General features: G+C 37.0%; 8 protein-coding genes. All 8 read right to left on the bottom strand.

Going from position 1 to position 14,686, the window contains the following annotated elements; genetic code table 11:
• Positions 1-4 precede the first annotated feature (4 nt).
• The 8 genes from mutL to AB3K24_RS07210 all read right to left on the bottom strand — a co-directional run bounded on the left by mutL (position 5) and on the right by AB3K24_RS07210 (position 14,671).
• Positions 5-1,984: a DNA mismatch repair endonuclease MutL gene (mutL, locus tag AB3K24_RS07175; RefSeq protein WP_367974698.1), complete on the bottom strand. Its 1,980-nt coding sequence runs from the start codon at positions 1,982-1,984 to the stop codon at positions 5-7.
• A 28-nt stretch (positions 1,985-2,012) separates the two neighbouring features.
• The gene (gene mutS / locus AB3K24_RS07180; RefSeq protein WP_367974700.1) at positions 2,013-4,607 is read right to left on the bottom strand and encodes a DNA mismatch repair protein MutS; all 2,595 of its coding nucleotides are present in this window, start codon (positions 4,605-4,607) and stop codon (positions 2,013-2,015) included.
• 47 nt (positions 4,608-4,654) lie between these two features.
• Positions 4,655-6,685 (bottom strand): ATP-dependent DNA helicase RecG, encoded by a 2,031-nt coding sequence (recG, locus tag AB3K24_RS07185; protein WP_367974701.1) that lies wholly within the window; start codon positions 6,683-6,685, stop codon positions 4,655-4,657.
• A 129-nt stretch (positions 6,686-6,814) separates the two neighbouring features.
• Positions 6,815-7,954, bottom strand: a complete 1,140-nt coding sequence (locus AB3K24_RS07190; RefSeq protein ID WP_367974702.1) for a class C sortase — start codon at positions 7,952-7,954, stop codon at positions 6,815-6,817.
• On the bottom strand, positions 7,944-9,122 hold the full coding sequence (locus tag AB3K24_RS07195; protein ID WP_367974704.1) for a class C sortase: 1,179 nt from the start codon (positions 9,120-9,122) through the stop codon (positions 7,944-7,946). Before AB3K24_RS07195 ends, AB3K24_RS07190 begins: the two co-directional genes overlap by 11 nt.
• Positions 9,123-9,270: 148 nt before the next feature.
• A complete protein-coding gene (locus AB3K24_RS07200) occupies positions 9,271-10,806 on the bottom strand; it encodes a SpaH/EbpB family LPXTG-anchored major pilin (RefSeq protein WP_367974706.1) in 1,536 nt (511 codons plus the stop codon).
• A 2-nt stretch (positions 10,807-10,808) separates the two neighbouring features.
• A complete protein-coding gene (locus AB3K24_RS07205) occupies positions 10,809-11,921 on the bottom strand; it encodes a pilin N-terminal domain-containing protein (RefSeq protein WP_367974708.1) in 1,113 nt (370 codons plus the stop codon).
• Positions 11,918-14,671, bottom strand: a complete 2,754-nt coding sequence (locus AB3K24_RS07210) for a SpaA isopeptide-forming pilin-related protein (protein ID WP_367974710.1) — start codon at positions 14,669-14,671, stop codon at positions 11,918-11,920. Before AB3K24_RS07210 ends, AB3K24_RS07205 begins: the two co-directional genes overlap by 4 nt.
• Positions 14,672-14,686: the final 15 nt, after the last annotated feature.

Below are 14,686 nucleotides of genomic sequence, written 5' to 3' on the forward strand. Positions count from 1 at the left end.
TGTTTTAGTAAGGGTGATTATCATATGTTTCCCATTTTTCATGAGAATCTTGAATACGTTTAAACATTTTTTCCATTTCTGTTAACGTGAACTGCGTTAAAACTGGTCGACCATGTGGACAATTGTATGGATTTTCTGAACTTGCTAATGTTGTCAGTAACGTACGCGCTTGCGCATCAGAAAGATGCATGTTGGCACGAATAGCCCGCTTACAACTCATCATAATGGCTGCTTTTTCTCTAAACTCAGCCACGGTCAACGCACCATCACGTAATATCCAATCAATCATTTCACGAATTGTATCTTCTTCTTGTCCATTTTCAAACCACGTCGGATGTTCACGAATAATGACACTCGTTGGTCCAAATGGCACCACGGCTAAGCCGACATGCAATAAGTCCTGCTCATGATCAGCAATTTTAAGCATGTCAGAAGCAGTATAGTTAATTGTGATTGGGACTAAAAGCCGTTGTTTATCATCGCTCACTTCGCCAATTTTTTGACGATAGTATTCATAATTGATTCTTTCTTGAGCCGCATGTTGATCTATCAAAAATAAACCATCGTCATTTTGAGCAAATAAAAATGTGCCATGCATTTGTCCAATATATGACAAATCTGGAAAACCACTTGGTTTGGTTGGTGTCACATCAAGTATTTCTTGATTTTTAACTGCTAAGTCAGCAAACGGCGCCTGATAAGTGGCAACTGATTCTGTTATTTGTTCTGACTCAAGCACATCAAAAACTGGCAGGGCTGCTTCATTTTCGTATTTAGTAACAAACGCGGTCACCGAAGAATCCGATAATTGTGATCGTTTTATAATATTGAGTGCAGCAACATCAGACGCTGTATGACGCGCAACATTGGGCTGTGATGACATCGCATCATTTAACTTCGTATGCATCCACGGTGCTACTTGAGTCGGTTGCCCGATTTTATGTTCAGTTACTTTTGTTTTACCGTATAAGTTCTCATAAGCATCTGGAATTAAATTTTCATCTGCCAAACGTGTTTTGATTGTTTGCACCAGTAATTCCGACAGTTCTGTTTCTTTTGATAAACGAATTTCTGATTTTTGAGGATGTACATTAACGTCTATTAACAGTGGATCTGTATTGATGTTAATGACCCCCATCGGAAAGCGGCCAATCATTAACTTGGAGCCATAACCGTGAATAACAGCATTTGAAACCGTAAAATTTTTGATAAAACGTCCATTGACTAGTATTGTCAGATATTCACGTGACCCACGCGTCAACTCAGGTAAAGAAATGTAACCAGTCAAGTTAAAATCATCATCTTCTCCAGCAAATGATAACATTTTTTGCGCGGTATCGCGGCCATAAATCGCAGCAATCACTTGTTGTTGGTTCCCATTTCCTGTTGTTTTGAGCAAATCTCGACCATCAGAAGTTACTGTAAAAGCGATATTAGTGTATGACAACGCTAAACGATTCATAATATCAGCGACACGCGATAATTCCGTTTGCGGTCGTTTCAAATACTTCAATCGTGCTGGTGTATTATAAAACAAATCACGTACTGAAATAACCGTGCCACGACGCCCATTGGCTGGCGTGGCACTCACTTGCTTGCCACCCTTGATATGGTACATAACACCTTGAGTTGCCATTTCAGTCGTTGTATTTACGGTCACATCAGCAATAGCAGCAATCGATGGTAATGCCTCACCACGAAAACCAAGTGACACAATATTAAACAAGTCATGACGATTCACTATTTTACTTGTTGCATGTCGTGTAAATGCCAACGGTACATCCTCTGGCTCAATACCTGTGCCATTATCAACGACACGAATAAGCGATTCACCAGCATCTTCAACAATAACTTCAATTTGTGTGGCACCTGAATCGATGGCATTTTCAACTAATTCTTTTACCACGCTCGCTGGCCGTTCAATAACTTCGCCAGCGGCAATTTGGTTAGCTAATAAATTTGAGAGTTCATGTATTTTTCCCATCTTGTCCACGCCCGTCGGCGCACACCTCCTAATTTCTCAGTTGTTTCAATGTATTCAAGGCATTCATGGTATCAATTGGCGTCATCTTCAAAACATCAAAACTATCAAGTGTTGCCAACAATTTTTTCGTTTCTGTATCGACAACGTCGATATTGAACAAAGCAACTTGTTCAGATAAACCATCCGTTTTTGATTTTAAGTCCGTCTCGAGCTGTTGTGGTGCTATCGTAACTATTTTTTGATTTTCTAATACCGTCAGTATTTTCGTGGCATTAGCAATGAGTTCATCTGGTAAGCCAGCCAGTGCCGCAACATGAATCCCATAAGATTTATCAGCTGGGCCTTTTTGAATTTGATGTAAAAAGTGTAGCTGTCCAGCGTCATCTTCAACAGCACCAACATGAACATTTTCAATGCTCGCATGCTGATCTGCTAAAGTAGTGAGTTCATGATAGTGCGTCGAAAACAGCGTTTTTGCGTGGATATGCGCATCTAAAAATTCAATGATTGCCTGAGCCAAAGCCATGCCGTCATAAGTCGCCGTACCACGCCCTAATTCGTCGAATAAAACTAATGAATGCGCGGTCGCTTCCTGCAAAGCATGATTTGCTTCGGCCATTTCAACCATGAAGGTAGATTGTCCCATCGCCATATCATCATTGGCGCCAATTCGTGTAAATATTTGATCAAAAATTGGTAGCTCAGCGTACTCTGCTGGTACAAAACTACCCATTTGTGCCAGAATGACAATGAGAGCCAGTTCACGCATATATGTTGATTTTCCAGCCATGTTGGGCCCAGTAATCAATTGCATGTTTGTCTTCTGATCAAGCATGACATCATTAGCGACAAATTCACCAGCACCAAGCAACGACTCCACTACGGGATGTCGACCTTGCTTAATGGCAATATTATTATGTTCTGTAAAAGTAGGTCGTATAAAACGATGATTATCAGCAACATCAGCCAATGCTGCTAAAACATCCAGACGTGCGATTTGTTGTGCAAGTTTTTGTACGCGACTGATATTTGCCTTGACACGTTCACGCACTGTCACAAATAATTCATATTCGCGTTGTGCACGTTTAGCTTGTGCTTCAATAATAAGGCGTTCATGTTCTTTTAATTCAGGTGTGACAAACCTTTCAGCGTTAGTCAATGTCTGTAAACGTTCATAACGATTTTCTTCTAGTTTAACGATATTTGCTTTAGTGACCTCGATGAAATAACCAAAGTTTTTATTATAGCCAACTTTTAATGAATTAATGCCGGTCGCGGCACGCTCATCTGTTTCCAATTGTGCTAACCATTTTTGATTGTCATGTAATACGCGACGGTAGGTATCAATTTTTTCATCAAAACCATCATTAATGATATCGCCTTCACGCACACTAATTGGCGGATCATCAATAATTGCTTCTTCAATTAATCCTGCAAGATCAACCATATCATCTAATTGATCGCCTGTTGCCTTTAAAATACTAGTTGTCTCAGACAAAACAGATTTAACACCTGGTATCGCCAATAATGATCGTTTTAACTGAACCAATTCACGCGCATTCATTGTTCCCATAGCTGCTCTGGCTGACAAACGTTCCAAATCATATACTGATTTTAAATGATCTTGCAAAGCACCACGCGTAAAAAAATCCCCCTGAAAAGCTTGTACCAAGTCCAACCGCGATTCAATATCATGCTGATCGCGCAAAGGTTTTAACACCCACTGTTTGAGTAGTCTACCACCCATAGCCGTATGTGTGGCATCTATGAGACCAAGCAATGAGCCTGCGCGTTTTTTTGTTCGTGTATTTTCTATTAAATCTAAATTAGTTCGCGTATCTTGATTGAACTTTAAGTAAGTTAAACGTTCATAACTCACCGCCGGCACAATATGATCTAAATTACGTCGTTGCGTATCAAAAATATAATTTAGCAGCATTGCTGTTGCTGACACTTCATCGGATTTTATGAGCGGCTGCGTCAAAAAGCTCACTGTCGCATTTTCTCCAATAACTGTTTGGGTAGAAATCACTAACCCACGTTCACCAAGTTGCGTTGCTAGCTGTTGTCTAGTTGTTTGTTCATCGTTTTTTCGCAGCACAACTTCTTTGACTTCTAACGAACGCAACTCATCAATAACATCACTAAATCGATGCATTGTTGTTGCTTTCAACTCGCCCGTAGATAAATCAATATAGGCTAAAACCCAAGTACCCTCACTTGGTAAGATGGCAGCCAAATAATTATTTTGCTTATCTGATCCCGCACCGTCAAACATTTTAGTACCAGGTGTAATGAGTTGCACGACGTCACGTTTGACCATCCCCTGAGCAGTGGCGGGGTCTTCCATTTGTTCCACGATAGCTACTTTGTGTCCCTGGTCCACCAAAATATCAATATAATTTTTTACAGCATGATGCGGTATCCCCGCCATAGGCACTGGATTTTCCGAATTTTTATTGCGTGCCGTCAAAGTTAATTCTAGTAGCTTTGCACCTTGTATGGCATCTTCTTCAAATAGTTCATAAAAATCACCTAATCGATAAAAGACAAAGGCATCTGGATATTGCGATTTAATTTCGTGATATTGCACCATCATTGGTGTGTCAGCAGGTTTGACCATTTGTTAAGCGTCTCCTAATTTATATAATTCACAGTTTTATTTAATTTTTAATCAAAATGACGATAATGTGCCATCGTGCGTGATAAATAATCAACCAACGTTTGATTAGCCACTTGTTGATCCCAATTTTCTTGACTCACGAGTGTAATCGCTTCTTGCTGTGCAATTTCCATCATAGTTAAATCTTTAATCGGATCACCAACAACAAACTCTGGGACGCCAGACTGCTTAGTCCCTAAAATATCGCCTGAACCACGTAATTCTAGATCTCGCTGTGCAAGTATAAAGCCGTCGGTTGTTTCAACCATGGCGTCTAAACGGGCGGTCCCATAATCTGTTTTGGGGTCTGCGATAAGCATTGTGTAAGATTGCCTGCTACCTCGCCCGACACGTCCTCGTAATTGATGTAATTGGGCTAAGCCAAAACGATCAGCATCCAGAATCAACATGACAGTGGCGTTTGGCACATCCACCCCAACTTCAATGACCGTTGTAGCAACTAAAATTTGAATACGGTTGGCTTTAAAATCGGCCATCAAGGTTTTCTTTTCATCATTTGACAACCGACCATGTAATAAACCAACTGTATATTGTGGAAACGCCAATTGCATCGTTTCATACATCGCTGTCGCATTTTGTACGTCAAGTGATTCAGATTCTTCAATTAAGGGTGTCACAATATAAGCTTGTGCGCCAGCATCAATTTGCTTTTTAACAAAAGCAATGGCGTTGTCTAATTGATTATGACCCATACGTGTCGTTTTAATGACTTTACGACCATTTGGTAATTGATCAATGACTGACACATCCATTTCACCATATGCTGTAATCGATAGCGTTCTAGGAATGGGCGTTGCAGTCATTGCTAGAATATCTGGATTCACGCCATTTTCGCGCAATGCTGCGCGTTGATTCACACCAAATCGATGTTGTTCATCAATGACCGCCAATCCTAAGTGATGAAAAGCAACATCAGGTTGTAATAACGCATGCGTACCAACTAAAATATCAATGTCACCATTTTCAAGATCTTCCAAAATTTGCCGACGCGCAGCAACCTTTAAACCACTGGTTAATAATTCAACACGTAAGGTTAAACCTGCATGATCAAATAATTGCGTTAGACTCAATGCGTGTTGTTGCGCCAAAATTTCTGTTGGTGCCATAATTGCGGCTTGCATGCCAGCCGTCACGACAGCATACATGGCCAAAGCCGCCACAACTGTTTTTCCGGAACCAACATCCCCTTGCAGTAAGCGATTCATATGACGTGGTCTTGTTTGATCTTGTAAAATTTCTGACACAACTTTTGTTTGTGCCGGCGTTAATTTAAAAGGTAAACTGGCTTCAAAATTTCTAATCGCAGTTGCATCATAATTAATACCTTCACCAGCAAAATTTTGATCTGCTAATTTAAGCAATTGCAAGCGCATTTGGAAAACAAAAAACTCCTCAAAAGCTGCACTACGACGCGCTGCTTTGGCAGCTGCCATGTCAACTGGAAAGTGCATATATTCAATTTGTGTATTACGATCTAATAAACGATACTTCGTGCGAATATTTTCTGGTACCAAAGAAGCAATTGTTCCTCGCGCATCTACCCACGCCAACGTGATTAAATGACGAATTGTTTTTGCAGTAATTTGCTTAGAGGATGGATAAATTGGGTCAAGCGCATCCGTACTAGCATTAATCATCTTCATACCAGTTAATGCTGCTTTAGCAGCATTATAGGTACCATAAATAGCAACCTCTTGCCCTGCGTCAATATTTTGCGCAAGCCATGGTTGGTTGAAGAAAGTAACACGAATATTTTCATGTTCAATTAACAAGCCAAAACGCGTTTGATTTTTTTTTCCAAAACGTGTGACCACTGGTGGCGTGCTAACAACACCTTTAAAAGTCACTTTATCACCGTCTAATGTTTCTGATGGTAGACGTTCACCTAAATCTTCATATCGAAAGGGAAAATAACCAATTAAATCTTCAATTGTAAATATACCGAGTTCATGTAAGGCATCAAGGCGTTTTGGACCAACACCTGGCAAAACATCGACATTATCAACGTGAGTTATCATGTTATAATTGTAACATTTTAGATGAAAAAATGGCGACTGATAGGCCGCCATAGAAAAATAAAACATACTATTTAAAACAATATACCTCTAATTGTATAATCTAATTTTCTGCTATTCTTAATAAAAAAATTATCTTTTGATCCATAATTTGTCATCTTTAAAATAGTAAGTTACACGTGTTGACTTAGTTGGATAAAAAATCATTTCTTTAGATTTTAATTTCTTAACGCCAGCAACTACACCATTATTATTTTTCAATGCCAATTCTTTAATATAATAACAACCACCAGGAAGATTTTCAAATAAAACCAAACCATCATGATCAGCATAGCGAACCATATTTTGATTATTTCTTTGTATTGGCACTTTTTTGTTTTTTGAAAACAATTGAAAAGACACAGACGGTAATGGTTTACCATTTAAATCTACACGATAAAATGCTAAGTTATATGTTCTTTTAGCTAATCTCCAATTTACAATTTTTTTATATAGTAATATAACTTGCCCAACTAAAAATAATATGACCAAACAAATAATTAACATTTGTTTGATATTATGCCATTTATCTGCATTTTGTATACTTGATGACATACCTGCCGGATAAGGGATACGTTTTCCAGTAAGTAATAATCTATGTGAATTGATCATATAGGGTGTGCATGTCAATAAAGTAACCAAATCTTGATTCTGTTCAATTTTCAATCCTTGATAATTTTCTGGTTTAATCACTTCTATTTTAAAAACTTTATACGCTAATTTTTTGTCAAATACTTGCAATACAAAAATATCATCTTTTTTGACTTGATTCAAATTTGTAAATAACACACGTGATGCTAATCCACGATGCCCGGAAATAACACTATGTGTGCCTTTCCCACCAATTGGAAAAGACGTGCCTTGCAAAACTGTTGCGCCGTAGTTCAAGGTTTCTTCATTTGTAGTGTCAAATAAGGGAATATGTAACTTTATTTTTGGAATAGAGATGGTGCCTATTAAATGGCGTTTTAATACAACATGTTCTTTGTAGTTAGATCCGGAAAAAGGATCATTCCCAGGCTGTAAGCCATCTTTACTAAGTTTTTCGTTCTTTTTTTTCATAGCCAACTCTTTTTGCTTGATAGTGTGACTAGTCTGTTTTTGTATGGTATTAATTCGCTGCTGATCTATAAAATGATTCAATGCGCCGACATAAAACGGATATAATGCTACTAAAAAGCCGATTAAAAAAATGATGTTTAGAAATATATTTTGTTTATTCTTATTCTTCATTTGTTAAATTACTTTCTGATTGAATGTGATAACCATTTTCAACTACTTTTTTGATATAAAAATGACTATTTTTTAAATGTTTAACCGAAATTTTAAAAGCTTTAATACTCCTATTTGGATTCGTAGATACGACTCGATAACGCCCACCATTAATTTTACCAAATGAAACATATCCTAACGCATCACTCGTTCCCTCATATAGTTGATTTACTATTTGTTTACCAGAGTAATCTACCAAGATAAAATGACATCCAGATACAGGTTGATTGTTATAATAAACAAAGAAATCTAGTTGATACATTCTTTTATGAGATAATAATTCAATGACTTCACGCCTAACAAAATAAAAAATGACAGCACCAAAGAAAGTAATCAGAGCAGTTAAACACAATAAATACTGATTTTGATGTGATATCGTCTTTTTTTCTTGATTATCAAATGTCCGCTTATCCAAAGCAACTCTTTTCCCAGTAACCAGTAATCGATGTGTATTTACCATATAGGGTGTACACGTAACCAGTGTCGCTAAATCTTGATTCTTTTGTATAGTCACATCACTAAGATCTGTTGGTAAAACCACTTTAATGCGAATAACTTGATAAGCCAAACGTTTCCCATATATTTTCAAAAAGAATTTGTCACCTTTTTTTAGTTTATCTAGATGAGTAAACAATTCTTGATTTGGCAAACCATTATGCCCCATAAGGACTGTGTGCGTATTATTTCCCCCGACAGGATAAGAACTGCCAGGTAATTGCGTAATTCCTTTATATAACAGGCTATCGGTGGTTGTATCAAATATTGGTAAACTTAAAGATATTTTAGGAATAAATATGCTACCTAATGAATGTTGTCGATAATAAGCCTTGTCTTCTTTTGGCACATTCTTCAAAGTTTCTCCTAAAAGATTTTTAACAGGTGATATGCCTAATTGTTGATTTTCTTGCGTTTTTTGTTGGTTTTTTTCGATTAATGTTTTTAATCTTTTGTCACTCGCTTTTTGATTATTCTGATTCATTTGATTAACAACAGTTAGTTCTCTTTGTGCAACATAATTATTCACGCCATTTGCAATGAATGGGTACATGAAAATTAAAAAACCAATAAAAAACATTAAAGCAATGAACAGTTTTAAAAAAATATTAACGTTGTTTTTTTGTTCCGTCATAAGTTTAAATATCCTTCAAAATTACCAATCACATATTAATAAAATTACTATTTCAAAAATCTATGAATAATGAGACACATAAGTGATTTAGTCTTATAAAAAAAGCGCCACCCTTAACCTGGGTTTGCACTTCAATTTGTAAATATGATTAAATATTTTGGTTCTTTTTATTACGTTTATTCCAAACATAGGCGCCACTCATCAAAATTATACCAACGATCAAGAACAGATAAATACCCGATCCACCAGTAGCTGGTAAGATACCCTTCTTAATGTTTGTCACAGTAATTGTTTGATTGTCAGCATAGCTTCCTTTAGTAACTGTAAACTTAACAGGAGCTGTCAAAAGCGCATAATCAGATGGCGACTTTGTTTCAACAAGTGAATAGCTTTGACCATCAGTTAACTTGGTTGAATATTCAAGACCTTTTAATTCAACTGATCCTTGATCATTTGATGTATATGTTGTCGCTAAATCACTATTTGATGCCCATGTGTATGAACCATCAGCTGCTTGCGTTGCATAAGCAACTTTGTCACCATTGGCATTTAACTTAACCAACTGAAATTCTGCACCAGCAAGCTTTGCAGCACTTTGCTTGTCTTGTTTAACAAATTTTACACCACCAGTATAAATTTCTGGTCCTTCGGCTGGTGTTGATGTGACATCTGAACCATTACCAATATTTAGTGTTGCGGTGTTGTTATGCGCCTTATCAGGAATAGCAGCATTTGTTAATGTAGCATCATAAGTAACTGTTAATTTTTTTCCAGCAGCAGCTTTTACACCTGCTGAAGTTGGTGTAAAGGTTATTTTAAAACCTTTACCGTTTTTGTCAGTTGCATCAGTTGCATCAGTTGCTGAAACTGTATAGTCAGTTCCTTGAGTTAATCCTGCAACCTTTACTGTAGTAGCATCATCATCAATACCTAAGTTTGGCGTATCAACGACATTAAATGTATCTTTATCCGCAATGTTCCATGGTACTGCTATTTGCAATTGATAACCAAATTTTTGACCATAAGTGGCATTATAAACCTTCGATCCATCAGGCAATGTCACAATCAAATCTTTTTTACTTTCATCACTTAAATCTTTTGTAATAGCATCAGTTTGTTCGTTTTTGGGATAAACATGAATATCAGAATTAATTTCTGAGTCTGATCCTGACTTATAAACTGGTAAAGCTAACACAATTGGCGCAGCTTTTTGTGTGATAGTTGTCGGCGAATTTGTTTCAACAAATAAGTAAACTTTATCTTTGTCGCCGTCTTTCGACTTCAAATCAGAAAAAGTTACTGTACCATCTGCGCCAGCAGTGACACCTTTTGCAATTTCTGTTGCATAACTTGGTGCGGCATCATTTGCATCTGATTGTACAGACTGAGTTGCCTTTTCAGCAGTATCACCACTAGAACGTAAACTTAAGTAATGATCCGTTACATCGTATGCTGTAAAAGTAACCCCTGCTAATGGCGTTCCACCAAAATTGCTGTCTAATTCACCCGTGTTAATCTGATTATCAGGCAACTTGCCTTCATCAAATACACGCTTATGCAATGTGACACTGACATTATCCGTTGATGCTGCATACACATTTGTCGCACCGAACAAGGCTGAGACGAATAGAGGCAATACGAGTAACATTGTATTAACCATTCGTGACCATGACTTACTTTTCATCTTTAAAACTCCTTTTTAATTCTAATTTTCTTTTTATAAATTTTTATCAATACTACTGATAGAATAATCAACAAACCAATTAAAGAAATGGAACCAATCGCTATTCCTGTTTCAGGTAAGAATGGTATATTAAATGGCGGTTCCTTAGTAGGGTGCTTTTGTTGGTAATTCAAAACTTTAGGACTTGCATTTTGGTACACATCACCAGGGACCACACCAGCAGCTACTTTAGACAATGATTCGCCATTAACAGTGATTGGCGGTACATTAGCTAAGCTCGTGACTGCAGGAATATTGACACTAATGTGTTGTGCCTGAGAAGATATGTCAAAATTCTTTAATGTTTGGACCTCTTGAAAATAATATTGACCCGCGGGTAACTTACTATTGTTCAAAGCAACTAAACCCGCACTATCAGATACTATTTTCTTTACGTCTTTCATGTGTAAGGGGTCATCAGTGATTTTCCAATTATTATCATCAGTCAGGTATTTTTTTTGGTTGTCAACTATTTTATACAACACAAATTTGACACCTGATAGTGGCATTTCTTTATGATCAAGTGTTTGTCCATATTTAAAAAAATATGGTATACGTGTCACAATTGCAGATTTGGTTTCAATGTCAAGCTTGTTTTTATATATATCTTGATTGCTTATCGAAAATGCAACTGGATCACTAATCTGCTCATAGGACAAACCATCGCTTTCAAATTGGCTACTTTTTTGTTGCACAATAAGATAAGCTTTTCCATATTCTTTTGAAACATGAAATGTTGCTTGCCCATTCGTGTCTGTAGTTTCAGTATCTAACAAACGCATGTGGCGATCTTTAATGTAATTCTGAATACCCTGATTTTGAGATTTTAAATTTTCAAAATAGTTTTCATCATCTCCATACTTTTGGTAATCAGCCGTCAAATCATATAGTTGAAATGTTACATTACTACCGGAAGTATATGATACTGGATTTGATTCATATACACTCAACTGATGATGCAAGTTTATCGTCATTTGGTTATCAGTATCGGCTAAAACCTTTAAATTATCTTGTTGCAAGCTAAGCACCCCAAATGAAATACAGGTAATAATGAACACAATCATTTTTTTAATCATGATCTGTTACCCCGCTTTATTCGGAAAATATAATAACCGCTAGCAACCAAGGCAATTAATATAAAGGCCCCAGCTATCACCATGTACCGTACAATGCCGGAACCACCAGTAGATGGAAAGACGGTTTTATTTGAATTATTGACCGTTAGGTTGATCTGATTATTACCTGTATCATTTTGTAAAGTCGATTTCCAATCACCATTATTGTTAGTTACCTTAACACTGCCATCATCTGAAATTATTATTATGACATCTTTACTAGCACTATATCCATCAGGCACTTTTGTTTCTTTCAAAGTATATGTTCCTGATGAAAGATTTTCGAAAGTGAAAGTCGACGTCGGATCGGTTTCTTTGTAAATTGATGTTTTGCCATCAGAATCAGTCAATGTGAATTTAGCACCTTTTAGCGGATTTCCAGTTGTTTTATCAACTTTATTAACTGTCAGATCAAACCTCTTGAAAGCATCATTTTTAACAAATCTAATCACATTATTCTTATCAGTATTGTTTGATTTGTCAGTAGCAATAGAAAAACCATCTTTGTAGCCGTTACCATCTGTGGTGGGTGATTTCACATTAATATCTTGACCACTACTTGACCATTTTCCATCTTTCGATAGTGTTATTGGATAAACCGTAGAATCAAGTTGATATCCAGTCGGACTCTTAGTTTCTTGAATGGTATAATCCCCTGGTGTCAATTGCTGTAACTGATTATCTTTTAATGTATAAGATTGCTTGCCATCCACCGATTTAACAATAAATTCAGCACTAGTAAGTTTATTTTTCGAGTTATTTGCATACTTATCAATAATCAAACCATACTGTGTGTTGGTTAACGTTGACTCATTTGTTTTGTTAACAATATTTGAAACATAACCATCCGTACTTTCGTTTAGCACCTGATAATTGAACGTTACACCTTTGTTATCATAAGCCGGTAGCGAAACCGATTGATTATTTCTATTCAACTGTTTAAATGTTTTAGACCAATTATCCGATTTAGTCAAAGTACCAGTTGCCCGCCAATCGTTTGATTGGTTGTTCACAGTTCTCGTTACTTCAAAGTTAATACTATCTGGTCGCTTCGATGAATCAACTAACTCTTGCCACTGCTTGATAACCTTGAATTCAGTCCCTGGTGCTTTTGCAGAAGGAACGCCAAATTCCACAGCATTGCCATCTTTTGTCGGTGCAAATGTTGTTTTGCCATTCATCTGATACCAGTAATCCGGTTTAAAATTATCTGATTCAGTATTTAAATGCACCTGATAGTGGATTTGAATTTCTTGATCTTTCCCCAGATTAATGTCACTTACGGCTATATTACCATTTGATTTGGTAACTGTTGGTAAATTCTGAACAACACTACCCCCTACACTCTTAACAGTTGGTGTGTCATCTCCATAAATGAATTGCGCACCTAACGGATCTGAAATACTGCCTTGGCTGACGGTGTTGAATTGCTTTAAGACGTCTTTAGCTTGATTATTTAAATAAATGGTAACCTGTGACGCATCGTTAGCATCTTGATAAAGTCCGGACGAAGCAATTAAACTAGCCCTAGAACGTACATCATTGGAGGATAGATAAAGTGGTGAATCCAAATAATTATTATTAATATCCTCCCCCAACTGGATTCCTAAAGCATGTATTTCAGTTCTACTGTCTTTGCTAATTTTTGCTTCTCCAAGCGTTGCCGCCCAAGTATTCCAAATTTTAACATTGTTACTAGTATTGTAATATCGTCCACGATTCTTTGCGCTTGTAGTTGCACCGTTAGGATCAGTTCCAGAAGTGTATCCATCATACCAATTAGTTCTCCCACTGACAAATTGGGAAGTAGATCCGGGCTGATCCTGATTTGAAGAGGAAAATGCTGTTCCGTATGTTGTTCCTGAAATAGTCGTTGCTTGGGTAACCTTATAAGAAAAGGTTGGGACGCCGTCAGTCATCAAAATCATCATTTTTTTGTGATCATTTTTATCATCATCAAGCATCTTTTGACCTCTACGAATTCCCAATTGTGTGAAGGTTCCACCTGAAAAAGTTGGAGATAGAGTCTTATTTATTTGTTCTGTTTGACCAGCTGTTGAAACGCTCTGCATCCCAACTTCGAGATACCCATTTGAACCCGTCGCGTATCTCCCTGGACTTGAAAATCCGACTAACCCAACATTAACGTACTGGGCAATCCCAGCATCTTTAATTACTTGTAGAAATTGTTTAACACCATCTCTAGTAGCCTGAGCTCTGTTACTTCCAGACGAATTGTTCGCCGGCTCCATTGATCCCGACATATCAACAACCAATACAATATCGATCGGTTTAATATTTTTAACTTCATTACCCTTAGCATTGAGGTAAACATCGTACAATCCTGGTGTTGATGTTTCTTTTGCATACTTACGGATTTGATAATCAGAATTATTTGTATCTGCCCCAAATTTCAAGTATGAATTTGATGTGTTGTTAGCGTTACCATCCCAACTTGTTGTATTGTCCCACCCACTATTCGCATCACCACCTTGATGATTAATCACTGTGTTCTGATTTGGAATAGTCCATGAATTACTTGGATAAATGCCTTTATTGTCCGTTGTATATTGTGGTGCTGTGTCATTAGCAGCAAAGACTGTGGTAATTGGTAACGTAAATGCAGTAGCAATTAATAGTAACAGCAAAAAAAAATGACCAAGAAAATGACCGTTGTAATTGGCTGCAACATTGCGACTATTGTTTTCCATATTTCTCCCTTCTAT

The sequence above is a fragment of the Leuconostoc aquikimchii genome (genome assembly GCF_040838325.1).
GTDB classification, from domain to species: domain Bacteria; phylum Bacillota; class Bacilli; order Lactobacillales; family Lactobacillaceae; genus Leuconostoc; species Leuconostoc aquikimchii.